Origin of the sequence: Pseudomonas chlororaphis subsp. aurantiaca (genome assembly GCF_013466605.1) — a bacterium.
GTDB lineage: Bacteria > Pseudomonadota > Gammaproteobacteria > Pseudomonadales > Pseudomonadaceae > Aquipseudomonas > Aquipseudomonas chlororaphis_I.
Genome location: NZ_CP059162.1, coordinates 3289076 through 3313713 on the forward strand (window position 1 = coordinate 3289076; position 24638 = coordinate 3313713).

Here is a 24638-nt window from a genome sequence, read left to right on the forward strand (position 1 = left end):
TCTCCTGAGCATCGCGGAAACGAGGTGATTTAGTTAATGTGTTAACGTTATATTTAATATGTTAACGATCGTCAAGCGTCGACCCTGACCCGTTTGCCGAGTGCTGGTGAACAGGCCGCGAATCACGCAGGATGTGGGCGCTTGTCGCAGGTAAAAATAAAAACGCCGCGGGCGAAAAAAGAGACATGCCACCATGAGCGATCGCCAGCCGATCCCCAACATCAACATCGGCCAGGTCTACGACCAGCGTTACGCCGACTCTCAGGTGCACTACGACAAGCTGAGCAACCTGGCGGGGTTCTTCGGCCGCAACATGCCGGTGCACCGCCACGACCGGTTTTTCCAGGTGCACTACGTGAAAAGCGGCGCGGTGCGGGTCTACCTCGACGACCAGCAATACCTGGAATCGGGGCCGATGTTTTTCCTCACGCCACCGACCATTGCCCATTCCTTCGTCACCGAGGCCGACAGCGAAGGCCACGTACTGACCGTGCGCCAGCAATTGGTGTGGGAGCTGATCGAAGCCGACAGCCGCCTTGCCAGCGGCCCTCAGGTAGCGCCGGCCTGCGTGGCCCTGGCGCGCCTGGGCCCGGGGTTCGCCGGCGAGGCGCGGCGCCTGGCGTTGCTGTTCGATGAGTTGCAGGAGGAAGTCGCCGGACAGGGCGCTGGGCACGCGCCGGCGCTGGAGGCCCTGACCCGGTTGATCCTGATCAGCCTGCTCAGGCTCTCGGCCAATTCCCTCAAGGCGCGCCCGGCGCGTCACGAAGACCTGCAGATCTTCCATCGCTTCAACCAACTGATCGAAGCCCAATACCTGGAGCACTGGCCGCTGTCGCGGTATGCCGGGCAGATCGGCGTCACCGAGGCGCGCCTCAACGATGTCTGCCGGCGCATCGCCGACCTGCCGTCGAAGCGCCTGGTGTACGAGCGGCTGATGCAGGAGTCCAAGCGCCTGCTGCTGTTCACCGCCAGTTCGGTGAACGAAATCTGCTACCAGCTGGGGTTCAAGGACCCAGCGTATTTCAGCCGGTTCTTCCAGCGCTACGCGAAGATGACGCCGGGGGAATACCGGGCGCGCCAGGGCGTGGCGAAATCCTCGTCCTGAAGGCAAAAAAACTGGGAGGGCAGGGGCGCTGCATGGGACAATCAGCGCCTTTACCCGACAAGGAAAGTCCCATGTTGCAGCGCACCCTGATGGTCCTTTTGCTGACGGCCAGCGCCGCCCAGGCGCTGGCGCAGAACGCCGCGGAAAAGGTGCCCTTGCTGCGCCAGACCAAGGAATGGATCACCGGCTGCGACAACCTGCGCGGCTGCCACGCCCTGAGTGCGCCCAATGGCGAACACGGCGTGCAGTACAGCAGCCTGACCCTGCACATCCAGCGTCGCGCCGGCCCCGACGGCCCGCTGGAGATACGCCTGGACCAACGCGGCGAACCCGCCGAGCTGTCGGCCTTGCGTCTCGACGGCCAGCCGTTGGAGCCACAGCTGCTGGACGCCCTGGTGCTGTTGCCGGAAAAGAAGGGTGCGCAAATCCAGGTCACCCGCTATGAAATCGCCGACCCGACCCGGGCCCGCCAGTGGCTGGAACGCCTGCGCAATGCCGAGGAACTGAAGGTGGCCGGAGATGAAGAGGCCCGGGTGCCGTTGTCCGGTTTGTCGGCGGCGCTGCTGCTGATGGACTCGGTGCAGGGTCGGGTCGATGGCGTGACGGCGCTGTGGCGGCCAGGCCAGCGTCCGGCTAGCGAGGTGCCGGCACGGCCGCTGCCGGCCCAACTGCGGGCTTATCCGGGGGCGCCCGAACTGACGGAGGCGGAACGCACGCGGATCTCGGCGGCCGCCGTGAAACTCGCCGCGCCGGGCACGCCCAACGACGACGAGGACTATGTGGCCGAGCCCCAGGTCGAGGTCTATCCGCTGACCGCGCAACGGGCGTTGACGGTGGTGCTGAGCGAATGCGCGGCCTACAACTGCGACTACCTGATCAGCAGTTGGTCGCGCAGCAATCCACCGAAGCTCGAGGAGCTGCGCCGGCAAGCCTTGCCCATGAACAACGCGGACGGCTCGGGCGGCGCCCACTACGACCCCAAGACCGGGGTGCTGACCACCTTCTATCTGGCCCGCGGCATCGGCGACTGTGGTGAAAGCGGGCGCTGGCTGTTCGACGGCGAAGGCTTCCAGCTCAGCGATTACCGGCAGATGCCGACCTGCAATGGCCTGTCCTCCGAAGACTGGCCGCGGCTGTGGAACATCGCGCTGCCGGCCAACCGCTGAGGCGTTTCAGGCCAGGCCTGGATGGCGGCGCTCGAACTTCTGTTCCAGCACGGTCTTGCCCCATTGCGCCGCGGCTTGTTCCTCCACCAACTGGAAGCCAAAGGCTTCATACAGATGCCGGGCGGCGTCCAGGCCGCTGAAAGTCCACAGGTAGCAGGAGGTTGCCCCCACCTGGTCGCAGTGCTCCAGCGCCGTCTTGAGCAGCAGGTGACCGGTGCCGGTGCCACGGACCGCCTCGTCGAGGATGAACCAGCGCAGATGCGCGGTCTTGTCGGCCTGCTTGTGGTCCGGGTCGCCGCCGAGGTCGATGGCGATCGAACCGACGATCTGCTCGTCCAGCACCGCCAGCCAGATGCCGTTATCGGGGTTGTCCAGGCGCTCGCTGAACTCCGCCAGACCCGCCGCGACGCGCTGTTCAAAGAACTGCCCGAAACCCACCAGGCGTGAGTAGTAGTGCGCATGCAGCTCGGTGATGCGGCCGATCATGCCCGGCCGATAGCCACGCTGCAGGGTAGGGATTGTGGTGGCGATCTGCGCATGCCCCAGGCGGCAGGCCTGCAGCGCCTGGCCATAACTGCGCAGTCCGGCGACCACCTGGCTTTGCTCGCGCGGCGCAAGCAGGCGCAGCGCCTGTTGCACCTGGGCGCTGCCAAAGGCATGGATAGCGGCGACCTGTTTGCGTCCGCTGGCGGTCAGGCCCAGCAGCTTTTCCCGGGCATCGCTGGGGCTGGGGCTTTCCTGGATATCGCCGCGTTCGATGAGCTTGGCCAGCAGGCGACTGACCGAGGACTTCTCCAGGTTCAGGCTCTTGCCCAACTGGGCGGCGGTGAGCGGCGCGTACAGATCGAGTTCGATCAGCGCATGCACCGCCGAAGGCGCAAGGTCGGAGCCGGCCAGGGTGGCGCCCATGAAGCCCAGCTCGCGCACCAGTTTGCGCGATTCGTTGCGGATCTGATCCACCAGCGGCGAAGGGGAGGACATGGCGAGGCTCCTGGGTAGTTGTGCAATACAACTATATGTTTGAACGGCATCAAAATCCAGATAGCCGCCGGCCCGTGGGCTAGCACTGGCCGGGGCGATGCCGAATCGCTGTCGACACGGACGCTCCGTAGCCGCTGCCGAGCCTGCGAGGCTGCGATCGAGGTGAGCGGCATTCCGACGAAGTCCTCGCAAACCTGGGCTCGCGGTTTACCAGGAAGAACGGGTCGCCCGGTTTACGGCCGTTGGCCGAGCGCAGCCTCGCAGGCTCGGCAGCGGCTACAGATTCGGCGCGCCAACACGAAGCCCGTTGGGGGCTTTTTAGCCAATCGCCAGGGTGGATACCGGCTCCTCCAGGCGAACAGGGTTTTCCATCGTCGGGGCCGGTTTACCCAGCACCAGGTCCGCGGCCTTTTCGCCGATCATGATCGCCGCCGCATTGGTATTGCCGGTGGTCAGGCTCGGCATGATCGACGCGTCGGCCACCCGCAGGCCCTGCACGCCGTGGACCCGCAACTGGTCGTCGACCACCGCTTGCTCGTCGTGGCCCATCTTGCAGGTGCCGACCGGGTGGAACACGGTGCCCAGGCTGTCGCGAATCCACCGCTCGATCTGCGCCTGGCTCTCGACGTGCGGGCCGGGCACCAGCTCGCCCTTGAGGCGCCGGGCGAAGGCCTGGCTCGCCGCCAGCTGGCGCACCAGGCGCACGCCCGCCACCAGCTTGCGCAGGTCCTCCGGGTGGCTGAGGAAGTGGCTGTCGATGATTGGCTTGTCATGGGGATCGGCGGAATTGAGCCGGACCTGGCCACGGCTTTGCGGGTGCATCACGGCGATGTGCAGGCTGACGCCATGGCCCAGTGGCACCAGGCGCTGGGGCTGGTTCTTCAGCGCCGGGGCGACGATCAGGCCCAGCTCCGGCGCGGCGTCCTCGGCCTGCAGGCGCAGGAAAGCGCCGGACTCCACGGTGTTGGAGGTCAGCGGGCCGCTGCGCCGGCTCAGGTACTGCCAGGGCGAACGGGCCAGGGGCAACAGGCCCTTGGCCGACACGCCGTAGGTCAGCTCGCTGTCGCAGCGGTACATCAGCACCACGTCCTGGTGGTCCTGCAGGTTGTGGCCAACCCCCGGCAGTTCATGGCGCTGGACGATGCCATGGCGCTCCAGCTCGGCGGCCGGGCCGATGCCGGAGAGCAACAGCAGCTGCGGCGAGTTGATCGCGCCGGCGCTGAGGACCACTTCGCGCCGGGCCTGGAGCTGGAACACCGCGCCGTCCTGGCCGACCTCGACGCCGCAGGCGCGGTTGCCGTCCAGCAGCACGCGGTGAGTCAGGGTCGGGCTCAGGACGGTGAGGTTGGGCCGTGACAGCACCGGGTGCAGGAAGGCCCGCGCGGCGCTGCAACGCTCGCCGTTGATCTGGGTGACATGGAAGGGGCCGTAGCCTTCCTGTTCCTCGCCGTTGAAGTCCGGGTTGTAGCGCCAGCCCAGTTCCTGGGCGGCCTGGTAGAACACCTCATTGATCGGGCTCGGGCTGCGTTGCGTGGCGACGTTGAGTTCGCCGCCTTGCCCATGCCAGGGCGAGGCGCCGGGCTCGAAGTGCTCCGAGCGCAGGAAGTGCGGCAGCAGTTCGTCGTAGCTCCAGCCCTGGTTGCCGGCCGCGGCCCAGCGGTCGTAGTCGCTGCGGTGGCCACGGATGTAGATCATGCCGTTGATCGCGCTGGAGCCGCCCCAGAGCCGGCCGCGGGGGCAGGGGATCGGGCGCTCGCCGCTGGCGGCCTGGGCGCTGAACTGGTGCATCCAGTTCCACTTCGGGTTGGCGATCAGCCGGATGATGCCCGCCGGGGTGCGCACATAGGCGCCGGGAAACAGGCTGCGGTCGCTGGGGCCGGCTTCGATCAGGCAGACGCTGAGCTGCGGATCGGCGGACAGCCGGTTGGCCAGCACGCAACCGGCCGAGCCGGCCCCGACCACAATGTAGTCGAACGAACGCGGGGCAGAGTCAGTCATGGGAGATACCTCGTTGGCAGTGAGAAGCAGGTTCACAACCCCAGCGCCGCGCCGACGTCGTACATGACTTGCAGGCCGACGACAAAACCGTTGCCGCTGAGCTCGCGGGCCTCGGGGTTGTAGAAGTTGTCCGGGTTGATCAGGTATTGCACGCTGGGTTCGAGCGCCAGGTGCCGGGTCAGGGCGAAGTGGCCGTTGGCCTCGATGGCGTAGACATTGCGCTCGCCCAGGCTGGGGTCGCCGTCGTTGGCGATCCGCGCCTGTTGCTGGAAGCGCAGCTGGTGGTCGTTGAGGCGCAGGTAGCTGGCCTTGAGGTTGAGCTTGTCCTGGGGCCGGTCGAAGGGCGCCAGGTAAGTCAGGCCGATTTCCGCGAAGTGGCTGAAGGGTTGCTTGTCGTCGGCGGCCAGCGACAGCGAACCGAACGCCAGCAGCGCCTGGGGCGCGATGCGCTGGCCGCCGTCGGCCCGCCAGAAACCTTGCTGGAACTTGAAGAAGGCACCGCCGGTGCCGTGTTCGCTGGCGCCGGTCAGCGGGTCGTACTGCTTGGAAGTGTTGTAGTAGCCGTTGAGTTCGTAGTGGGCGCTATAGGCGCCGTCGTGCTTGCTGCCGATGCCCAGCAGCAGGCTGGTGCCGCTGGCGTCGTCGGTGCTGAAGTCCAGGCCCTTGCGTTTTTTCAGGTAGTCTACCGGGTTCGATTCGAAGGCGCCGGCATGCACATACAAGCCCGGCGTCGGCTGGTACTTCAGGTAGCCGCCCCAGCTGCCGTAGGGCGGCGGCAGGATGCCGGTGGACGAATCGATGATCGGGTCGTTGCAGGTGACCACGGTTTCGCAGTTGTAGATATAGAAGTAGCGCCGGGCGTTGGTGCGCCCCAGGCTCATGTCGAGCTGGCCGTCGAGCCAGGTCTGCTGGTAGGTCAGCAGGCTCAGCTGGTTGCTGGTGATGTCGTTGTGGATCGGCGCGCCGGCGAAATAGCTGCCGGCGGCGCCTTGCCAGTTGCGCGAGGTCGGCTGGCCGGTGGCGGTGTCGAGGATGAAGAAGGTTTCCTCGAAATGAACGGCCGCGCCTTCGAGGCCGGCGAGGGTATCGAGGTCGAAGTCGGCGCCGACGAACAGGTCGCCGCTGTTGCCGAAGCTGTGTTCGCGCGGACCGGTGTCGAGGTTGTTCATCGACAGGCTCCAGAACTGCACATGGGGTCGGATGCCGTAGCCGGCCAGTTGCTCGCCGAGCCCGGCCAGCGGGCCTTCGCGGCTGGGTGCCGGAGTCTGGGCCTGGCACAAAGGGGTGAACAGGACCGCCGCCAGCAGCGGGCACAGCAGGGGAGTGCTTTTCATGGTCGGTACTCGTTTCTTGTTGTTTTTGTAATGAGTTGTTCAGGCCTGTAGCCGCTGCCGAAGGCTGCGATCGGACGCGTAGCGTTCGTCAACGGGTTACCAGGGGGCTGCCGATTGTGCGATCGAGGACTGCGTCCTCGATCGCAGCCTGCGGCAGCGGCTACAGGTCATGCCTTGGCCAGCGATGGGTTGGGGTTGACCAGCACCTTGATCTGGCTCTTGTCCCGCAGCAGTGCTTCGAAGCCATGCTCCACGGCCTGGTCCAGGGTCACGCAGCGGGTCACGGCGCGGGTCAGGTCCAGGCGGCCGCTGGCCAGCAGTTCGATCAGCGGCGGGTAGGCGTTGCGATAACCCACGCTGCCGAGCAGGCGCAGTTCGTTATTGACCAAGTGGAAGGCATCGATGCTGACCTCGCCCATCAGACCCACCAGCACCACCTCGCCACCCTTGCGCAGCGCATGCAGGGCCAGGTTCAGGGTCTGCTGGCTGCCGGCGGCCTCGAAGGCGGTGTCGACGCCTCCGCCGCTCAGTTCGTGCAGGCGTTGCGGCAGGTCGGCGGCATGGCCATCGAGCACTTCCTGGGCACCGAAGTCGCGGGCCAGTCGCCGGCGTTCCGGGCTGATGTCCACGGCGAAGATCCGCTCCACGCCGCGCAGACGCGCCAACAGGATCAGCAGCAGGCCGATGGGGCCGAGGCCGAACACCACGCAGCTGTCGCCGGCCAGCAGGCTGCTCTGGTTCAGCGCGTGAAAAGCCACCGCCGCCGGCTCCAGCACCGCGGCCTGCTTGAAGCTCACCGAATCCGGCAGCGGGTGCAGCATGTAGGCCGGCACCAGCACCTGTTCGGCGAAACCGCCGTCGCCCATCAAGCCTATGAAACCCATGGACTGGCAGAGGTTGTACTGGCCGGCGCGGCAGTACTGGCAATCGCCGCAGCGATACTCCGGCTCCACCGCCACCCGGCTGCCGACCCGGACCCGGTCGACGCCTTCGCCCACCGCCAGCACCTGGCCGCAGAACTCGTGGCCGAGGGTCAGGGGCGCGCGGCAACCGGACAGCGGGTGGGGCTGCTGTTGCGGAATCGAGTGCGGGCCGTCGGCGTATTCGTGCAGGTCGCTGCCGCAGATACCGCAGTAGGCCACCTGGACCAGCACCTCGCCCGGGCCGGGCTGTGGCAGTTGCAGATCGCTCAGGCGCAAGTCGCGGGCGGCATGCCAACGCAATGCTTTCATGGCTGGTTTCCTTGCAGGACGGAAGAGGGGGAAGGTTCGGCGCGGCGCCCGCGCGCCAGGACCGCCGGCGCGGTTTCCTTGAGGAACAGCGCCAGCAGCGCGGCCAGCAGGGCGCCGCCGCAGGAGATCCACATCACGATGGACAGGCCGAAACGGTCGGCGGCGAAGCCGGCGATGGTCGGCGAGACAAAGCCGCCCACCAGTTCGCCGATGCCCATGATCATGCCCAGGGCGGTGGCCATGACCTCGCGGGGCACGGTTTCCGCCGGGATGGTCGCCATGAACAGGGTGAAGCAGCCAAGGCCGGTGTAGGTCAGCAGCATCAGCACGCCCATCAGCAGCGGGCTGTTGGCGTAGAGCAGGGCGATCGGGCAGCAGGCGGCGACCAGCGAGAACAGCACCAGGGTCGGGCGACGACCGAAGCGGTCGGAAATCGCCGCCACGCCGAAGCCCCACAACACCCAGGCGCCGCCCAGGCAACTCATCACCGTGCCCATGCTCGCCGGGCTGTAGCCGCGGACCTTGACCAGGAAGGTCGGGGTGAAGGAAATCAGGATCACGAACCAGGTGAGGAACACGCAGCTGATCAGGGTGCAGAGCACGATGTTGCGGCTTTTCAGCAGGGCCAGGCGATTGACCGGTGCTTTGTCGTTGTCGCTGGTGGGGGCTGGCGCCGGCGCGTCGTTGCGCACGTAGCGCCAGATCAGCAGGGCGATCAGCAATCCGGGGATCAGCGAGACGATAAAGGCATGGCGCCAGCCGTAGGCCTCGGCCAGGCCGATCAGCACCGGCGGGCCGATCACCGCGCCCAGCAGCCCGGCCGCCGAGCCTTGTAGCAGGCCCATGTTCAGGCCCCGGCGATGGGGCGAGGAGGCCTCCACCATCAGCGACTGCGAGAGCGGCAGGATCGGCCCTTCGGCCAGGCCCATGATGCCGCGGAACAGCAGCAGGCTGAGAAAACCGCTGACCAGCCCCGATAGCGCCGAGCACAGGGAAAACAGGATCACCGCGACGATCAGCAGCGGCTTGCGCTTGCCACGCCGGTCCGACCAGGCCCCGACCAGCGCGCCGGACACCGCCCAGGCCAGGGCCAGGACCGACGACAGCATGCCCAGGTGGCTGTTGCTCAGTTGCAGCTCGTCGGCCATGAACGGAAACAGGAAGGACAGGGCCAGGCGATCGAAAAAGACGAAACCGAACGTCAGGAACAGCACGCCCAGCAGGATGTTCTCGTAACCGGCTTTATTGTTGTTGTAAGCCATGGTCGTTCTCCGCGGGAGGGACAGGTGAAAGTCGCGAGCTTCAGCGAAACAGCGTGTCGATATAGGCCGCGCCGAGGCCGATCTTTTCGTAGTGCGCGCGGCACATGGCGATGTAGGAGTGCACGTCGAAATAACCCTCCGGCTCGCCCTGTTCGTCGAGCCAGATCAGCGGGCCCTTGACGATGAAAAACGCGCGCATCGGTTGCTCGTGTTCGTAGGCCACCAGGGTGTGGCCTTCGCCCGGGGTCTCGTAGACGAAGTCGCCGGCGGTGGCGGTCCAGTCGTGCTCCAGGTAGCCCCACTTGCCGGACAGGGTGTAGGCGAACACCTCGTGGGGGTGGTAATGCCGGTTCACCAGCCCGGCGCTGCTGGCCATGAGGATGTCGCACCAGCGGTTCTCGCTCGGCGAGATCCACAGCGGCCGCGAGGACACGGTTTCGGTGAAGGGCACATAGAGCTTCAGGTCGTCGCTGGCGGCATTGGCCAGGTAGACCTCGGGCTTGGCGTCCGGCTTGAAGCAATTGGCGATCGGTTGCAGGTCTTTCCAGAATTCACGGCTGGCGGCTTCGGGCATGGTCGGCCTCTATTCGTTGTGGGAGTCGAGGCGACTTTAGGCGCGGCGCGCAGGCGGGGTTTTATCGAATCGGACAGGATTGTTGACTGGATCGGACGAGCGTTTTCCTACAGGTTTCAGGGACGCCGTTTACCCTGGCAATCGACTTGTGCCCACTGCGTTTCACGTTGACAGGGCATAAGCTTCATATATTAATGAACGGCCGCGGCCGTTATGTTCTGCGGCCTCGGGATCCGGTCAATGCCTTGCCGACCGGCGAACTTCCTGCCCATGAGAAGAATAAAAATGTCTCCATGCGCCTTGCTCGAAACCCGGCATGCCTGCACCCAGGGCATCGCCCTGGATCAGCGGCTGGCCTTCTGGGAGGACTACAACGCCTCCACCCTGGTCGGCCTCAAATGCAGCTCCTTTTGTGAAAGCGGTTTTGCCGCCAGCCAGGACAACCTGCAACTGGAGGGCATGCGTCTGGCGCAGATCGAGGGCAACGAGCACGTGGTCGAGCGCGACAGCTCGATGATCCGCTCGGTGCCCAAGGAATCGGTGTTCGTGTCCTTTGTCACCGGTAGCGGCTCGTTTTTTTACCAGGACGGCGCCTGCCAGTTGCTCGAACCGGGCGAGCTGATCGTCTACCGCACCGACAAACCCTACCTGTTCGGGTTCTCCGGGCCGATGCGCCAGTTCATTTTCGACATTCCCCAGGAACTGTTCGCCGAGCGCTGCCTCAAGCGTTTCGACCGCCCGCTGAAGATCGGCGGGCAAAGCGGCGTGCAGCGCCTGTTGCTGCGCACCCTGGGCGAACGCACCCGGGGCTTTTTCCAGCAGCCCCTGAGCCGGGACGCTGGCGGTTATCAGGACCAGGCGTTGGAGCTGCTGGGCAGCCTGATCGCCGGGCAGGTGGGAGAGCGGCGGATCAATGCGCTGAGCGCCTCCTACCTGCTGGCGGCCAAGCAGTGCATCAACGAACAGTTGGCCGATCCGGAGCTGAGCTGCGAGCGGGTGGCCGCGCAAACCGGCATTTCGCCGCGGCACCTGAGCCGCCTGTTCGCCCTGGAAGGCGCCCAGCCCAGCCGCTTTATCCTGGAAAAACGCCTGCAGCAGGCCCATGACCTGCTGAGCAGCCCACGGGGAGCAGGCCTGGATATCGGCGAGATCGCCTACCGTCACGGCTTCGCCAGCCAGGCCCACTTCGCCCGGGCGTTCAAGGCCCATTACGGCCAGACCCCGAGCGAAGTGCGCGCGTCCTTGTAGCCGCTGGCGTAGCCTGCGATCGGCCCACAGGGCCGTGGTTTCGCGCACCTGGCGGGTCATGGCAAGGAGCGAGTCGCCGTGCAGCAGCATCCGCGCCAGCGGGTCGACCGCATCGTAGCCGCAGGCAACGATGATCAGCTCCGGCTCGAAGCGCTTCAGGGCCGGAATCACGATGCGTTGCAGGGTATGCAGGGAGTCACATGGGCAGGGCTTGGGGACGAGTATCGTCGGGTAGGCGGGGAATCGCTCTCCTACAGATGGGCCCGGAGGGGAAAACCGGCCTTGGCAGGAGCGGTCGGTCGACGCCCGATTGCCGGCGATGACGCGCAGCGGCGATACAGCTGCCGACGCGCGTTATCGTTGCGGACTTAACGTGGGCAAGGTGAAGCACTACGCCTAGGAAACCACATCCCAGGCGACCTTGACGAAGTCCAGCTTCTGATAGTCCTCGCGGACCGGGGAATAGATTTCGAGGATCTCGCAGGCCTCGAGCGCGATGGCTTCATGGGCGACGTTGGATTCGACGACCGCGCATTGACCTTCGGTCAGCACATGGGGAACACCGTCGAGCAGTAACTTCAATTTGCCTTTCATGACGACGGGGCAGGCTTCCTGGTGATGTTGGTGGAGCGGAATGACTGCGCCTTTTTCCAGATTCCAGAAGGCCAGCGTGCAGTGCTCCGTATGAATGAAGCGAGCACGGGCGCTGCCATCCGGCTTGATATTGTGTTCTGTCAGGTTATGGATGTTTATCTTGGCCATGAGGGATGCCTCCGTGATGTTCAGAGAATGGATATTTCGAATAAAGAAAGTTGTGCAAGTACAGCGTTGATCAAACTTTCAGGTGAATGCTGAACCCCATGGGCACCGGGCCGAAGTTCCTGGCGATATGCAAGTCGTTGGCCTGCGCTGCCACTATTGTGGTGATACAGGCATCGATATTTCCCTGCGCACATTGCAGGGCGGCTTCGCTGTTGGAGTTGCATAGAACCAGTTCAGCGGAAATAGCGAGGTCGCCAAGTTGCGACAACAGGCTGGCGGGGGCAGGGTGGGAGCCAATGCGCTTGATGGCCTGACTCTGGTTTCTGGAGAAAACCATGTCGTGAGTATCCATCAGGTGAAGGTCGACCAACTTCAAGTGATCCAGGTGGCGAAATACGATGTCGTGCAGTTCTGGATATACGATGCAGCCCATCAAAATGCCAGGCTCGGGTGAACTCAATAACTCGTCAAGGGCATCCTCCAGGGTCGTTCTAAGTTTTATCTGACCGGCCCAGTGTTGTTTTTCCATATATTGCAGGGCGGCTTTTTCACAGTTGGTACCGGCAGGTCCCAACGTATAAATGTTCATACCAAACTCCTCCATGTATGAATGGCAAAAAATCAGATCCGGTTACGCTCCTCGACCAGTTGCAACAGGCTGCGTTTGTCATGCTGGTCCCGGATGGCCTGGAGTATCTGTTCTTCGGCCTGTTCGATTTCCAGCGCTAGGTCAAAGATCTCATCGAGGATATCGGGGGGCAGAATGACGGTGCCGTTGGCATCGGAAATGACGATATTCCCGGTTTTTATCGAGCAGCCGTCGATCACGCAGCGCTCGCCCACGGACTTGATCCGGTAGCTGCCCTGGGTGTCCACCGGGGTGAAGTTACTGGCAAGTACCGGCATCGTCAGGGCTTTCACTTCTGAGGCATCCCGTACCGCACCGCCCAGCACCACGCCTTCGAAGCCCAGTTTGGCGAAATAACTGCAGCTCAAGCCTCCCGCGAGGGCTGCCTCAGTGATAAGCGGGCCGCCGCCGGCGACGTACACCCGGCCTTGGGCGCTGGTTATTTGTGGCACCAGGAAGTCTTTGACCTGGCTCCAGGTCGAGGGCTGGGGGCGGGAAATATCGCCCGTCTTTCTGACCCGTTCCCAGGCCACGGTGTAAGCCTCGCCAATAAAGTAGTGCCGGGTTGTATTCATGGAACTCACACTTCGAGAAATGACTTCTCCAATACAATGAGAATCCATGATGTCAGCAAAGGTTGAAGTGCTGATTTCGCGAGTTCTTATACTCTCAATGATATTTCTCCTCATGCTTGATCTCCTTTTCTGATTCGTCCTCTGGTTGGTTCCGCTTCTCAGGTGAAGGCTATGTGGTGCGCTGGCTTTTTATTATGTGGATTTACAGAGGTCAACTTTTTGTTTGTTATTACAGTGATATCGGACTGGAATAATGCAGTGGTTTTTGGATAAAGGATTTGTTTTTTAGAATGTTCTGGTATTTATAGCGGTGCCAGTGCGGCTGTGTCGGGTGTTTTGTTGTTATTTTAGTTTGTGGTTTTTGTTTCGGATATTCGTGCAGTATGTTTCTGTGTTCATAAGGTTGATTCAAGAAGGCGAGAAGGAGATCAAGCTGAAGTGCTGTCTGGAAGTTTACTCTGGGTGTTTGAATTTTCAGGGGATTCTTGAATGGTTGCTTGTTGATGGCGGGCCTGCTTTGCAGAATGTCATATTCAGTCTTTTGCAAAGTTTTCAAGCTGGAGCAAGGACTGAAATGCACAGTGCCCGGCAGTATGGCGCAGGAAAAAAAGGATCAGCGCAAGGCTGGGGGCGGGGAGCCAGGGCACAGCTGACCAGGGGGATCTTGTGATGAACAGCGGCCGATCTTCCGACGGAAGCCAGGAGGCTGAAAGCCGATCAGGGGGCAACTGATGCCGGAGGTTCGACGCATTGCAAAGGGAGCCCGCTCCCGCTCGCTCATGTCATTGATCGAGTGTGATCCTGCGGCAGCCGGTTGCTTGAGGTGGGGGCATTTACCGCCTGAATGGCCCGCTGCAAACGATGGAAGCCGCGGCTGAAATACACCAGCGAATCGCCGTGTTCGCGCACGCAGATTTCATCCAATTCCACCAGCATTACCGAATGGGTGCCGACTTCCTGCACCTCGGTGATCCGCCCCAGCAGGCTGGCCAGGGCGCCATCGAGCACCGGCAGGGCACCCTGGCCGTCGCGCCAGGGGTGCAGGCTGAAACGCTGCTCCATCTGCACCCCGGTCATGCCGGCGAAGTGCCGGGCCACCTCTTCGTGTTCGCCGCAGAGCACGTTGACGCAGAGTCGGCCGTTGCGCTTGAACACCGGGTTCAGAGCGCTGTTGCGGTTGACGCAGACCATCAGGCTGGGCGGGCTGTCGGTGACCGAGCAGACCGCGGTGGCGGTGATGCCGCAGCGTCCGGCCGGGCCGTTGCTGGTGATGACGTTGACCGCCGCGGTCATGTGCGCCATGGCGTTGCGAAAAGCCTGTTGCTTGGGATCGAGTTGAGTCATGACAGATTCCTCGGGTGAACCTGCGGGCACCGGCAATCGCTGGTCGCCCCGCGGGTCATTCAGGTAGGGCGGCGCTTACTGGCGGATGCGGTCGAGCATGTTGATGTCGTCCGGGTTGGTCAGGTGCGGCCCCGTCCAGCCGTCGAGGTCGTAGTCGCCCAGGCATTTGTCCACCAGCTCGGTCATGGCTTTCATCGAGCCGCTGGCCTGGGCATGGCGCAGGCACTGCATGCGGATTTCGTCCTGGCTGCCGGCGTAGTTGATTTCGTACAACTCGTGGCGGCCGCCGAACTCGGTGCCGATGGCATCCCACAGCAGCTTGAGGATCTTGATCCGCTCTTCGTGGCCCATGCCCGCCGAGCCCCGGCAATAGGTGCCCAGGTACTGGTTGAGCAACGGGTCCTTGAGGTCGCGGGAGCCGGACGGCAGGTAGATCAGGCCGCTGGCCACCACCTGCTCGATGATCTTCTTGATGTCGGTGTAGGCCTGGGGCGCCAGTACCCGGTAGGCCTGCAAGGCCTGGGCGCTGGGCAGGAAGGCGCCGTTGAGCCATTCGCTGGCGTTGCCGTGCATGGCGTCGGTCAGCGACCAGAACAGGTTGCGCCAGGCCACCACTTCGCCGACCTGCGCCTGCACCCCGCGAAACTCCAGGGAACCGGTGCACTGCAAGGCCTTGACCAGCAGGCCAGTGATGAAGTCGAGCTTGACCGCCAGGCGGGTGCAGCCCTGCATCGGGAACAGCCGGCCGAAACCGCCTTGCGGGAACCACTGCCGGCAGCGCTCGAAGTCGCGGTAGATCAGCACGTTTTCCCAGGGGATGAACACCTTGTCCATGATCAGGATCGCGTCGTTCTCGTCGAAGCGGCTGGACAGCGGGTAGTCGAACGGCGAGCCGGTCATGCCGGCCTGCAGTTCGTAGGACGGGCGGCAGATCAGCTTCATGCCGCGGGTGTTCATCGGCGCGATGAACATCAGGGCGAAGTCGGTGTTGTCGCCCAAAAGCTGCGCCGAACCCTGGCCGACGAAGTTGTAGTGGGTCAGGGCCGAGTTGGTGGCCACCACCTTGGCGCCGCTGACGATGATCCCGCCCTCGACTTCCTCGTCCACCGAGATGAACACGTCCTTGACCTGGTCCACCGGTTTGTCGCGGTCGATCGGCGGGTTGACGATGGCGTGGTTGAGGTACAGGCAGGCTTCCTGGATGCGCTTGTACCAGGTACGGGCGTTGCCTTCGAACTGGCCATAGAACTCCGGGTTGGCGCCCAGGGCGCTGCCGAAGGCGGCCTTGTAGTCCGGGCTGCGGCCCATCCAGCCGTAGGTCAGGCGCGACCACTCGGCGATGGCATCGCGCTGCTGGCGCAGGTCGTCGGCGCTTTTCGCCGAACGGAAGAACTTGTGGGTGTAGCCGCCGTTGCCGGTGTCGGTGTCCCAGCACAGCTTGTCCTTGGTTTGCGGATCGTGCAGGGCGTCGTAGAGGCGCGCCATGGAGGCGGCGGAATTGCGGAACGCCGGGTGGCTGGTCACGTCCTTGACCCGGTCGCCATAAATGTAGATTTCGCGATCATCGCGCAGGCTGGCCAGGTATTCGGCACCGGTCAGCGGGCGGTTGGTCTCGGCACGGAAGTCTTCGGGTTTCATCATCCACTCCAGTCTTTGTTGTTATGCGTTGTCTTTACGAGCTGGGGCCCATGATGGGCAGGACGGGGCGGCGACTGAATGGCTTTTCCGGCGAATGAATTGCACTTTTCATGGGGTGGTCATGGGGGGCATGGAGGCTGGCAGCGAGCTTGCCAGGCGATCTGTCTCAGCGGTGAAACACTCCCGGGCGACGAAAAATATTTTCACCGGGGCCTGCAAAAAACCTAAAGCGCTGCCGATATCGGTATCAGGGCCAAGACCAACTACAACAGTGGCGCCCACCTGTCAGGCCGCCAGCCGCCGCTGGTGACAGGGTTCAGTGCATGGATGCTCGCAGTCCTCAATTCCCGAGAGTCATCCTATGTCCCTACGTAATATGAATATCGCGCCTCGAGCTTTCCTCGGCTTTGCGTTCATCGCGTTGCTGGTCATCGCGCTGGGTGTGTTCGCCGTCAACCGCATGTCGGTCATCCGACAGGCCTCCCTCGACATGGAAAGCAACCAACTGCCCAGCGTAGGGTTCCTTGGCAACCTCACCGAAAACGTCCTGCGCCTGCGGATTCTCTCGTTCCGGGTGCTGGTCAACCGCGAACCGGCCGGCCTGCAGGAAGCGCAGGCGCGCATCGGCGTGCTGGTGGACAAGCTCAAGCAGGCCCAGGCCAGCTACGCCGCCTTGCCGGCGGGGGAAGAGGAGGTGGCCCTGTACAAGACCTTCGCCGCCACGCTGGACAAGTACCTGCAGGCCCAGGGCGACATGCTGGAGCTTTCGCGGCAGAACAAGCTCGAGGAACTGCGTACCCTGATCAATACGCGGATCAAGGACGGCACCGACCAGATGGGCGAACAGCTGAACAAACTGGTGGCGATCAACAAGGCCGGGGCCACCCAGGCGTCCGGCCTGGCCGGTGAGTATTACCGTAGTGCGATCACCGGCATCATCGTCGTTGCGGTGATCGCGGTGCTGCTCACCGTATTGCTGGCCTGGCTGCTGACCCGCAGCATCGTCACCCCGTTGAGCCGCGCGGTGCTGGCCGCGCAGACCATCGCCGCGGGCAATCTGACCAGGGCCATCGAGGTCGACGGCAAGGACGAGCCGGCCCGCCTGCTCGCGGCACTGAGCGAGATGCAGGGCAACCTGCGCAAGACCATCGAACAGATCTCCGGCTCGGCCACCCAGCTGGCCTCGGCCTCGGAAGAGCTCAGCGCGGTCACCGAGGAAGCCTCCCGTGGCTTGCAGCAGCAGAACAACGAAATCGAACAGGCGGCCACCGCCGTCAACGAGATGACCGCCGCCGTGGAAGAAGTGGCGCGCAATGCCGTGTCGACCTCCGAAGCCTCGCACCAGTCGACCCAGGCCGCTCGCGAAGGCCGCGACCGGGTGGTGGAAACCGTCGACGCGATCCAGACCATGACCCACGACGTGCAAAGCACTTCGGTGATGATCGAAGGCCTGGCCACCCAGGGCCGCGATATCGGCAAGGTGCTGGACGTGATCCGCGCCATCGCCGAACAGACCAATCTGCTGGCGCTCAACGCGGCGATCGAGGCGGCCCGCGCCGGTGAAGCCGGGCGTGGTTTCGCGGTGGTGGCCGACGAAGTGCGGGCCCTGGCCCATCGCACCGCGCAATCGACCCAGGAAATCGAAAAGATGGTCGCTGGCATCCAGAATGGCACCGGCGAGGCGGTGCAGTCGATGCAGCAGAGCAACCAGCGCACCCAGAGCACTCTGGAAATGGCCCGCGCCGCCGGCGTGGCCCTGGAGCAGATCGCCGAATCGATCAACCTGATCAACGAGCGCAACCTGGTGATCGCCAGCGCCTCGGAAGAGCAGGCGCAGGTGTCCCGCGAGGTCGATCGCAACCTGGTGAACATCCGCGACCTGGCTACCCAGTCGGCCGCCGGGGCCAACCAGACCAGCGCCGCCAGCCACGAGCTATCGCGCCTGGCGGTGGATTTGAATGCGATGGTGGCGCGCTTTGTGATTTGAGTTAGGGTTGTTGGAATGCGTGCCCAAGGAGAGCGAGATGCGCTATTCAGCCCTGACCCAACGGATCGCCGGCGAAGGTGCCGCGGCCTGGCAGATTCACTACCGTGCCCTGGAGCTGCGCGAGGAGGGCGTCGATGTGGTGCTGCTGACCATCGGTGACCCGGATTTCGACACCCCCAGGCCGATCGTCCAGGCCGCCATCGATAGCCTGCTGGCGGGCGATACCCACTATTCGGAGGTACGCGGCAACCGTTCGCTGCGCACCCGCATCGCCCACCGGCATGCCACCCGCAGCGGCCAGGCGGTGGACGCCGAGCACGTGGTGGTGCTGCCGGGGGCGCAATGCGCGGTGTTTTCCGTGGCCCAGTGCCTGCTCGACCCCGGCGACGAGGTGCTGGTCGCCGAACCCATGTACGTCACCTACGAAGGGGTGTTCGGCGCCTGCGGGGCCAAGGTGCTGCCGATTCCGGTGCGCCCGGAGAACGGCTTTCGCGTCGAGCCGGCGGCGGTCGCCGCGCGCATCACACCCAAGACCCGTGCGCTGATGCTCAACAGCCCGAACAACCCCTCCGGCGCCAGCCTGTCCCGGGAAACCTGGCAGGCCCTGGCGCGACTGTGCGTCGAGCACGACCTGTGGCTGATCTCCGACGAGGTCTACAGCGACCTGCTGTTCGACGGCGAACACATCAGCCCCGGCAGCCTGCCGGGAATGGCCGAACGCACGGCGACCATCAACAGCCTGTCCAAGTCCCATGCCATGACCGGCTGGCGGGTTGGCTGGGTGGTGGCGCCCCAGGCCCTGGCCGGGCATTTGAGCCATCTGGCGCTGTGCATGCTGTACGGGTTGCCGGATTTCGTGCAGAACGCCGCGGTGGTGGCGCTGGATGCCGACTTGCCGGAGCTGGAGCAGATGCGCGAGGAATATCGCCAGCGCCGCGACCTGGTGTGCGCGCAGCTGAGCCAATGCCCGGGGCTGAAACCGGTCAAGCCCGATGGCGGCATGTTCGTCATGGTCGATGTGCGGGAAACCGGCCTGGGCGCCCAGCAATTCGCCGAGCTGCTGCTGGAAGGGCACGGCGTCTCGGTGCTCGCCGGCGAGGCCTTCGGCCCCAGCGCGGCGGGGCATATCCGTATCGGCCTGGTGGTGGACCAGCAGCGCCTGGCGGATGCCTGCCAGCGGATCGTCCGTTGCACCCAGGATCTGCTCGAAGGCCGATCCTCAAAACGCCGCTGAGCCCAATCCCGCGATCCCTGTAGCCGCTGCCGCAGGCTGCGATCGGTCTGGGCGGCATTCCGACGTAGCGGCCGTAAAGGCGAATAACGCGGTCTGCCAGCCAAACCGCGTGCGCAGGATTGGCGCCTGCTACGCAGGCGATCGCAGCCTGCGGCAGCGGCTACAGGGTGGATCGGACGGTCGAGCAGCTACAGCTTCAGACCGCAGCCTTGCGGCGCTCCCACGCCTGGGGGTTCACCAGGTTGGCCGGGCGCTGTCCGGCCAGGGCCGCCAGCAGGTTGTCGACGGCGCAGCGGGCCATGGCCTCGCGGGTTTCGAAGGTCGCCGAGCCGATATGCGGGGTGGCCACCACATTGTTCAACTGTAACAGCGGCGAGTCGTGGCCCAGGGGTTCACGCTCGAACACATCCAGCCCGGCCGCACGAATCCGCCGTTGCTGCAAGGCTTCGATCAGCGCCTGTTCGTCCACCACCTTGCCTCGGGAAATATTGATGAAGATGCTGTCCGGGCGCATCAGGGCGAACTCTTCGCGGCCGATCAGGCCCAGGGTCTGGTCCGTCAGCGGCAGGGTCAGGCAGATGAAGTCGGCCTGTTGCAGCAGCTCCGGCAGGCTGCAGTAGCGGGCGCCGAAACGCTGCTCCACCGCCGGCTTCGGGCTGTTGCTGTGGTAGATCACCGGCATGCCGAAGCCGAAATGGCCGCGCTGGGCCAGGGCTTCGCCGATCCGTCCCATGCCGATGATGCCCAGGGTCTTGCCGTGCACGTCGCTGCCGAAATGCAATGGGCCGATATTGCGGTTCCACTGGCCGGCGCGCACCAGGTTGGCCAGTTCCACCACGCGCCGGGCGCTGGCCAGGATCAGGGCGAAACCGGTGTCGGCGGTGGTTTCGGTGAGTACGTCCGGGGTGTTGCTGAGCAGGATGTGGCGCCGGGTCAGGTAGTCGATGTTGTAGTTGTCGACGCCCACCGACACGCTGGCCACGGCTTCCAGGTACGGCGCCAGGTCCAGCAGTTCGGCATCCAGGCGCAGGCTGGCGCCGAGCAGGCCCTGGGCCGAGGGCAGGGCGCTGCGCAGCTTGGCCAGGCCCTGGGCGCTGAGGTCTTCGATCAGGGTCACCTGGGCCTGTTCATGCAGGCGGGCCATCAGCGGCGGCGAGAGTTTCTTGTACAGCACGACCTGTTTTTTCATGGGGTTCACCTTGTTCGATTCAGGAATGCGCCAGGCGGCGACGTGCCGGCAGCGCGGTGCGCTGGCGGTCGCTGGCGCCCGGGTTGAGGAAGATGGTCAGCAGCACCGACAGCAGCAGCGCGCCGCTCATCAGCAGGTAGGAGGCGCCCGGCGAACCGGTGGCGCTGTTCAGGTAGCCCACCAGGTAGGAGCCGCCGAACGAACCCAGGGCACCCATGCTGTTGATCAGCGCCATGGCGCCGCCGGCGACGTTGGCCGGGAGGATCTCCGGGACGATGGCGAAGAACGGCCCGTAAGGCGCGTACATGCAGGCGCCGGCGATCACCAGCAGGGTGTAGGACCACCAGAAGTGCTCGGCGCCCAGCAGGTAGGAGCCGTAGAAGGCGAAGGAGGCGATCAGCAGCGGCGGCCAGACGAAACGCTTGCGCTTCTGGATCCGGTCCGAGCCCCAGGACACCCCGAGCATGGCGATCACTGCGGCCAGGTAGGGCAGCGCCGACAGCCAGCCGGCCTCGACCATGTCCATCTGCGCGCCGTGCTTGAGGATCGACGGCAGCCACAGGACGAAGCCGTAGACGCCGATGCTCCAGCAGAAGAACTGCAGGGCGAGGATGATCACCTTGGGCGAGCGGAAGGCTTCGGCGTAGTTCTTCACCGCCTTGATGCCCACCTGTTCGGCGGCCAGGGCGCTTTCCAGGTCGTGTTTTTCCTGGTCGCTGAGCCATTTCGCCGCGCTCGGGCGGTCATCGGCCAGGCGCCACCAGATAAAGGCCCAGAGCACCGCCGGCAGGCCTTCGATGATGAACATCCAGCGCCAGCTGAAATGCTCGACCAGGTAGCCTGAGACCACCGACATCCAGAGCATGGTCACCGGGTTGCCGAGGATCAGGAAGGTGTTGGCCCGCGAGCGTTCGGCCCGGGTGAACCAGTGGCACAGGTAGACCAGCATCGCCGGCATCACCGCGGCCTCGACCACCCCGAGCATGAAGCGGATGGCGATCAGCATGTAGGCGTTGGATACCACGCCGGTGAGGGTGGCCAGGCTGCCCCAGAGGATCAGGCTGACGAAGATCAGCTTCTTCACGCTGTGTTTTTGCGCGTAGATCGCCCCCGGTACCTGGAAGAAAAAGTAACCGAGGAAGAACAAGGCGCCGAGCAGGGACGACAGCCCCGGGGTGATCATCAGGTCGGCGGCCATCCCGGAGGCGGCGGCGAACCCGTAGTTGGCGCGGTCCAGGTACGCCAGGCTGTAGGTGATGAACACGATGGGCATGATGTACCACCAGCGGCGGGTGGCGAGTTTCAGCGTTTGCATAAGGGTGCTCCTGAGCTTGTTGTTTTTGTCGCAACAGGTAACGCAAGGGTTCAGTCGGGTTGAGGTGTCTTCACGGTTTTGTCGCTATAGGGCTTGCAGGGTTTCTGGTGTGACGGGCCTGCTGGCGAGCGCTTGCGTGGCAACCACGGGCAGTTCATCGCGGCTCGGCAGGCCTTCCATGTCGCCCCGGCTCTGCACCGCGCGGCTGCCGATCCAGTTGGCGCGCTGCACCGCCTCGGCGACGCTGTGGTTCTCCAGCAGGGCGCTGATCAGGCCGACGGCGAAACCGTCGCCGGCGCCCACGGTGTCGACCACCTGGGTCACTGGCACGGCCTCGACGAAACCTTCGTGCAACTGGGTGCGGTAGTAGGCGCCATGGGCACCGAGCTTGATCGCCACGGCCTCGACGCCCTGGTCCAGGTAAAACGCGGCGATGTCGGCCGGGTCTTCATAACCGGTCAGCAGGCGGCCTTCGCTCAGGCCCGGCAGCACCCAATGGGCGAGCACGGCCAGGCGGTTGATTTCGTGGATCATCAATTTTTCGCTGCCCCACAGGCTGGGCCGCAGGTTCGGGTCGAAGGACACGCTGCGCCCGGCCGCGCGCATTCTGCTCATCAGGCTGTGGGACAGGTCGCGGGCCGAGGCCGAGAGCGCCGGGGGAATGCCGGTGGCGTGCAGGTGACGGGCGCGCAGCAGTTCGGGGGCAATGTCGGCGACGCTCAGGTGGCTGGCCGCCGAACCGCGGCGGAAGTATTCCACCCGCGGATCGTCACCGTGCTCTTCCAGGGACTTGAGCTGGAAACCGGTGGGGTGTTGCCGGTCGGTGGCGACGAAGCGGCAGTCCACGCCTTCGGCCTGCAGGCTGTCGATGACGAAACGCCCCAGGGAATCGGCGCCGACCCGGCTCAGCCAGCCGACCTTGAAACCCAGGCGCGACAGGCCGATGGCGACGTTGCTGTCGGCGCCGGCGATGCGTTTGTGGAAGTGGCCGACCCGGGCCAGGTCGCCGCTCTGTTCGGCGACGAACATCGCCATGGTTTCACCGAACGACAGGATATCGAGCTCAGACATGAGCGTGCTCCAGGCGGGACTGGCCAAGGCGGGCGAGGGTGGCGACGTGTTCGCGGGTCAGCTGCACCAGGTCTTCGCCTTGCAGCGGGTATTCCACGGCCCGGGTCACACCTTGAGTCATGTGTCGCAGCAATTGTTCCCACAGATGCAGGTCGGCCATGCCCGGCGGTATCGCCACCAGCTTGCCGTCGGCGCGCCGGGCCACGGCCTTGCAGTGCACATAGCCGACATAGCGGCCGAGCAGGCGCGCGGCGGCGGAGGCGGACTGGTCCTGCCACTGCCAGTTGCCGATGTCGAAGGTCATCTGCACCGGCAGGCGGTGGCGCTCGACCTCGGCGAAGAAGCGCTGGAAGGGTTCGATGCGCCCGCCGTGCAGGGTCTGGTCGTTTTCCACCAGCAGCTGTACCGGGGACTGCGCCAGCAGCAGGGCCAACTGGGGCAGGTCGTTGTGCTCGGTGAAATACCCCAGGGACACCTTGAGGCTTTTCGCGCCGAAGGCCTCAGCCCGTTGCAGCGCCTGTTCCAGCAGCGGGTTGGCACGTGAACGCCCGGCCACCCAGAGCTCCAGCGGCGAAGAAAACACGCTTTCCAGTTGCCGCTCGCGGGTGGCCTGGGCCAGTTGGGACGGGTCTTCGACGGTCAGCAGCTCTTCGCGCCATTCGATGCGCGACGCGCCGGCGGCGGCCAGCACCTCGATGAAACTGCCCTGGCCCTGCTCACGGACGCGGTCGGCGCCGTAGCTGGAAAGGCTGATGGAGACAGGCGATTTATTCATTGTCATGGCCTCTGAAACCGGTTTCATTTTTTTGCAAAAAAAAGCGCTCCGCTGCTTGCCGCATTCCCTGTAGCCGCTGCCGAAGGCTGCGATAAGGCCGAAGGCCTTCAGCGATCTCAAAACCTTGCGCCCCCTTCGGTACGGAATGCCGCCCAATCGATCGCAGCCTGCGGCAGCGGCTACAGGGTTCCTCGTGGTCGGGTGGAGCCACGGACGATCAGCTCGGCCGGGAAGTCCAGCACCCGCAGCGGCTCGACATCGCCGCGCAAACGCTTGAGCAGGCACTCGAAGGCGCTGGCGCCGATGCGCTCGGTGGGCTGGGCGAGGGCGGTGATGCCGCTGCCCACCAGCGGATACCAGTCGAGGTCGTCGAGGGCGATCAGGCCGATCTCGTCGAACAGCGCGCAGCCGAGCTCGCGCAAGGCCCGGGTCGCGGCCAGGGCGGCGACGCCGTTGGCGCAGAACAGGGCTTTCGGCCCGGGGCCGGGAGCGGCGAAGAACTGTTGCAGCTGCTGGTTCAGCGCGGCGCCGGTTTCCACCGCCGCGCCTTGCAAGGCCGGGCGTTGCTCGATCTGCGCCTTGAAGCTGTTGCTGCGCTCGATCCGCGAGCTGGTGCCGTCATGGGGTTCGCTGACCAGCAGCAGGTCGCGATAGCCGCGCTCTTGCAGGTGTTCGATGGCGCTGCGCACGGCCTGCGGGTTGTCCAGGCCGACCAGGTCGCTGTGCAGCTGCTCGACCTTACGGTCCACCAGGACCATGGGCATTTCCCGATGCAGTTCGCGCAGTTCGTCCAGATGATGGCCGAGGGTGTTCACGATCAGGCCTTCGATGTTGTACGAGCGCAGGTTGGCCAGGTGCTGGCGCTCCTGCTCGTCGTCGCGGTCGGTGTTGCACACCACCAGGCTGTAGCCGTGCTGGCGGCAGGCAGTTTCCACGCCATGCATCACGGCAATCGAATAGGGATTGCGGATATCGGCCACCAGCATGCCGATCAGGCGCGTGCGCCCGCGTTTCAGGCCACGGGCCATCTGGTTCGGGCGGTAGCCCAGTTCGGCTATCGCCTGTTCGATGCGCAGGGCGATGGCATCGGAGAGCAGGGCGCGGTCTTCGCCGATAAAGCGCGACACGCTGGCCTTGGAGACCCCGGCGCGTTCGGCGACATCGAGCATGGTGACGCGGTTGCGCTGGGCGGCGGAAAAACTGTTCACGGGCGGCGACCT

General features: G+C 64.6%; 21 protein-coding genes and 1 pseudogene. 5 read left to right on the top strand and 17 right to left on the bottom strand.

The genetic code is table 11. The annotated features are described in order from the left end of the window. Positions 1–193: 193 nt before the first annotated feature. Positions 194–1105: a 4-hydroxyphenylacetate catabolism regulatory protein HpaA gene (hpaA, locus tag H0I86_RS15120; protein WP_180925644.1), complete on the top strand. Its 912-nt coding sequence runs from the start codon at positions 194–196 to the stop codon at positions 1103–1105. 71 nt (positions 1106–1176) lie between these two features. Then, positions 1177–2271 (top strand): DUF1176 domain-containing protein, encoded by a 1095-nt coding sequence (locus H0I86_RS15125; RefSeq protein ID WP_180925645.1) that lies wholly within the window; start codon positions 1177–1179, stop codon positions 2269–2271. 6 nt (positions 2272–2277) lie between these two features. On the opposite strand, the gene H0I86_RS15130 is transcribed toward H0I86_RS15125, so the two are convergent. The 6 genes from H0I86_RS15130 to H0I86_RS15155 all read right to left on the bottom strand — a co-directional run bounded on the left by H0I86_RS15130 (position 2278) and on the right by H0I86_RS15155 (position 9652). Continuing rightward, positions 2278–3252 carry a bifunctional helix-turn-helix transcriptional regulator/GNAT family N-acetyltransferase gene (locus H0I86_RS15130; RefSeq protein ID WP_180925646.1) on the bottom strand — a complete coding sequence of 325 codons (975 nt, stop codon included), beginning with the start codon at positions 3250–3252 and terminating at the stop codon, positions 2278–2280. A 318-nt stretch (positions 3253–3570) separates the two neighbouring features. Then, on the bottom strand, positions 3571–5250 hold the full coding sequence (locus H0I86_RS15135; RefSeq protein ID WP_180925647.1) for a GMC family oxidoreductase: 1680 nt from the start codon (positions 5248–5250) through the stop codon (positions 3571–3573). A 32-nt stretch (positions 5251–5282) separates the two neighbouring features. Beyond that, on the bottom strand, positions 5283–6584 hold the full coding sequence (locus tag H0I86_RS15140; protein ID WP_180925648.1) for a carbohydrate porin: 1302 nt from the start codon (positions 6582–6584) through the stop codon (positions 5283–5285). Positions 6585–6751: 167 nt separating this feature from the next. Further along, the gene (locus H0I86_RS15145) at positions 6752–7816 is read right to left on the bottom strand and encodes a 2,3-butanediol dehydrogenase (protein WP_180925649.1); all 1065 of its coding nucleotides are present in this window, start codon (positions 7814–7816) and stop codon (positions 6752–6754) included. Continuing rightward, the gene (locus tag H0I86_RS15150; RefSeq protein ID WP_180925650.1) at positions 7813–9078 is read right to left on the bottom strand and encodes an MFS transporter; all 1266 of its coding nucleotides are present in this window, start codon (positions 9076–9078) and stop codon (positions 7813–7815) included. The genes H0I86_RS15145 and H0I86_RS15150 overlap by 4 nt, the downstream gene beginning before the upstream one ends. A gap of 40 nt (positions 9079–9118) precedes the next feature. Continuing rightward, a complete protein-coding gene (locus H0I86_RS15155) occupies positions 9119–9652 on the bottom strand; it encodes a 2,4'-dihydroxyacetophenone dioxygenase family protein (RefSeq protein ID WP_009049306.1) in 534 nt (177 codons plus the stop codon). 285 nt (positions 9653–9937) lie between these two features. On the opposite strand from H0I86_RS15155, the gene H0I86_RS15160 reads away from it, so the two are divergent. After that, the gene (locus H0I86_RS15160; protein WP_180925651.1) at positions 9938–10900 is read left to right on the top strand and encodes a helix-turn-helix domain-containing protein; all 963 of its coding nucleotides are present in this window, start codon (positions 9938–9940) and stop codon (positions 10898–10900) included. A gap of 9 nt (positions 10901–10909) precedes the next feature. On the opposite strand, the pseudogene H0I86_RS31945 reads toward H0I86_RS15160, so the two are convergent. The 6 genes and pseudogenes from H0I86_RS31945 to hpaB all read right to left on the bottom strand — a co-directional run. Beyond that, positions 10910–11092, bottom strand: a pseudogene (locus H0I86_RS31945) (class II histone deacetylase); the annotation flags it as partial. A 204-nt stretch (positions 11093–11296) separates the two neighbouring features. Further along, positions 11297–11662, bottom strand: a complete 366-nt coding sequence (locus H0I86_RS15165) for a cupin domain-containing protein (protein ID WP_180925652.1) — start codon at positions 11660–11662, stop codon at positions 11297–11299. Positions 11663–11732: 70 nt separating this feature from the next. Then, positions 11733–12251 carry a type 2 periplasmic-binding domain-containing protein gene (locus tag H0I86_RS15170; RefSeq protein ID WP_180925653.1) on the bottom strand — a complete coding sequence of 173 codons (519 nt, stop codon included), beginning with the start codon at positions 12249–12251 and terminating at the stop codon, positions 11733–11735. 32 nt (positions 12252–12283) lie between these two features. Continuing rightward, positions 12284–12979, bottom strand: a complete 696-nt coding sequence (locus H0I86_RS15175) for an RraA family protein (RefSeq protein ID WP_180925654.1) — start codon at positions 12977–12979, stop codon at positions 12284–12286. Between the two features lie 663 nt (positions 12980–13642). Beyond that, positions 13643–14209 (bottom strand): 4-hydroxyphenylacetate 3-monooxygenase, reductase component, encoded by a 567-nt coding sequence (hpaC, locus tag H0I86_RS15180; RefSeq protein WP_180925655.1) that lies wholly within the window; start codon positions 14207–14209, stop codon positions 13643–13645. A gap of 75 nt (positions 14210–14284) precedes the next feature. Next, a complete protein-coding gene (gene hpaB / locus H0I86_RS15185; protein WP_180925656.1) occupies positions 14285–15847 on the bottom strand; it encodes a 4-hydroxyphenylacetate 3-monooxygenase, oxygenase component in 1563 nt (520 codons plus the stop codon). Positions 15848–16208: 361 nt separating this feature from the next. On the opposite strand from hpaB, the gene H0I86_RS32660 reads away from it, so the two are divergent. Together H0I86_RS32660 and H0I86_RS15195 are read left to right on the top strand one after the other, a co-directional pair. Continuing rightward, on the top strand, positions 16209–17834 hold the full coding sequence (locus H0I86_RS32660) for a methyl-accepting chemotaxis protein (protein WP_180925657.1): 1626 nt from the start codon (positions 16209–16211) through the stop codon (positions 17832–17834). Between the two features lie 37 nt (positions 17835–17871). After that, a complete protein-coding gene (locus H0I86_RS15195; RefSeq protein ID WP_124320994.1) occupies positions 17872–19068 on the top strand; it encodes a pyridoxal phosphate-dependent aminotransferase in 1197 nt (398 codons plus the stop codon). A 196-nt stretch (positions 19069–19264) separates the two neighbouring features. Here H0I86_RS15195 and H0I86_RS15200 read toward each other — a convergent pair whose 3' ends face one another. The 5 genes from H0I86_RS15200 to H0I86_RS15220 form a co-directional block, all read right to left on the bottom strand. After that, a complete protein-coding gene (locus tag H0I86_RS15200) occupies positions 19265–20257 on the bottom strand; it encodes a 2-hydroxyacid dehydrogenase (RefSeq protein WP_180925658.1) in 993 nt (330 codons plus the stop codon). A gap of 19 nt (positions 20258–20276) precedes the next feature. Next, positions 20277–21572, bottom strand: a complete 1296-nt coding sequence (locus H0I86_RS15205; protein WP_180925659.1) for an MFS transporter — start codon at positions 21570–21572, stop codon at positions 20277–20279. A gap of 84 nt (positions 21573–21656) precedes the next feature. Continuing rightward, positions 21657–22643 carry a sugar kinase gene (locus H0I86_RS15210; protein ID WP_180925660.1) on the bottom strand — a complete coding sequence of 329 codons (987 nt, stop codon included), beginning with the start codon at positions 22641–22643 and terminating at the stop codon, positions 21657–21659. Beyond that, on the bottom strand, positions 22636–23418 hold the full coding sequence (locus H0I86_RS15215) for a sugar phosphate isomerase/epimerase family protein (protein ID WP_180925661.1): 783 nt from the start codon (positions 23416–23418) through the stop codon (positions 22636–22638). Before H0I86_RS15215 ends, H0I86_RS15210 begins: the two co-directional genes overlap by 8 nt. A 179-nt stretch (positions 23419–23597) precedes the next feature. Next, the gene (locus H0I86_RS15220) at positions 23598–24626 is read right to left on the bottom strand and encodes a LacI family DNA-binding transcriptional regulator (RefSeq protein WP_180925662.1); all 1029 of its coding nucleotides are present in this window, start codon (positions 24624–24626) and stop codon (positions 23598–23600) included. Positions 24627–24638: the final 12 nt, after the last annotated feature.

Coding starts and splice junctions, on each gene's coding strand:
- hpaA (WP_180925644.1), top strand. CDS start 194: ATGAGCGATCGCCAGCCGATCCCCAACATCAACATCGGCCAGGTCTAC.
- H0I86_RS15125 (WP_180925645.1), top strand. CDS start 1,177: ATGTTGCAGCGCACCCTGATGGTCCTTTTGCTGACGGCCAGCGCCGCC.
- H0I86_RS15130 (WP_180925646.1), bottom strand. CDS start 3,252: ATGTCCTCCCCTTCGCCGCTGGTGGATCAGATCCGCAACGAATCGCGC.
- H0I86_RS15135 (WP_180925647.1), bottom strand. CDS start 5,250: ATGACTGACTCTGCCCCGCGTTCGTTCGACTACATTGTGGTCGGGGCC.
- H0I86_RS15140 (WP_180925648.1), bottom strand. CDS start 6,584: ATGAAAAGCACTCCCCTGCTGTGCCCGCTGCTGGCGGCGGTCCTGTTC.
- H0I86_RS15145 (WP_180925649.1), bottom strand. CDS start 7,816: ATGAAAGCATTGCGTTGGCATGCCGCCCGCGACTTGCGCCTGAGCGAT.
- H0I86_RS15150 (WP_180925650.1), bottom strand. CDS start 9,078: ATGGCTTACAACAACAATAAAGCCGGTTACGAGAACATCCTGCTGGGC.
- H0I86_RS15155 (WP_009049306.1), bottom strand. CDS start 9,652: ATGCCCGAAGCCGCCAGCCGTGAATTCTGGAAAGACCTGCAACCGATC.
- H0I86_RS15160 (WP_180925651.1), top strand. CDS start 9,938: ATGTCTCCATGCGCCTTGCTCGAAACCCGGCATGCCTGCACCCAGGGC.
- H0I86_RS15165 (WP_180925652.1), bottom strand. CDS start 11,662: ATGGCCAAGATAAACATCCATAACCTGACAGAACACAATATCAAGCCG.
- H0I86_RS15170 (WP_180925653.1), bottom strand. CDS start 12,251: ATGAACATTTATACGTTGGGACCTGCCGGTACCAACTGTGAAAAAGCC.
- H0I86_RS15175 (WP_180925654.1), bottom strand. CDS start 12,979: ATGAGGAGAAATATCATTGAGAGTATAAGAACTCGCGAAATCAGCACT.
- hpaC (WP_180925655.1), bottom strand. CDS start 14,209: ATGACTCAACTCGATCCCAAGCAACAGGCTTTTCGCAACGCCATGGCG.
- hpaB (WP_180925656.1), bottom strand. CDS start 15,847: ATGAAACCCGAAGACTTCCGTGCCGAGACCAACCGCCCGCTGACCGGT.
- H0I86_RS32660 (WP_180925657.1), top strand. CDS start 16,209: ATGTCCCTACGTAATATGAATATCGCGCCTCGAGCTTTCCTCGGCTTT.
- H0I86_RS15195 (WP_124320994.1), top strand. CDS start 17,872: ATGCGCTATTCAGCCCTGACCCAACGGATCGCCGGCGAAGGTGCCGCG.
- H0I86_RS15200 (WP_180925658.1), bottom strand. CDS start 20,257: ATGAAAAAACAGGTCGTGCTGTACAAGAAACTCTCGCCGCCGCTGATG.
- H0I86_RS15205 (WP_180925659.1), bottom strand. CDS start 21,572: ATGCAAACGCTGAAACTCGCCACCCGCCGCTGGTGGTACATCATGCCC.
- H0I86_RS15210 (WP_180925660.1), bottom strand. CDS start 22,643: ATGTCTGAGCTCGATATCCTGTCGTTCGGTGAAACCATGGCGATGTTC.
- H0I86_RS15215 (WP_180925661.1), bottom strand. CDS start 23,418: ATGAATAAATCGCCTGTCTCCATCAGCCTTTCCAGCTACGGCGCCGAC.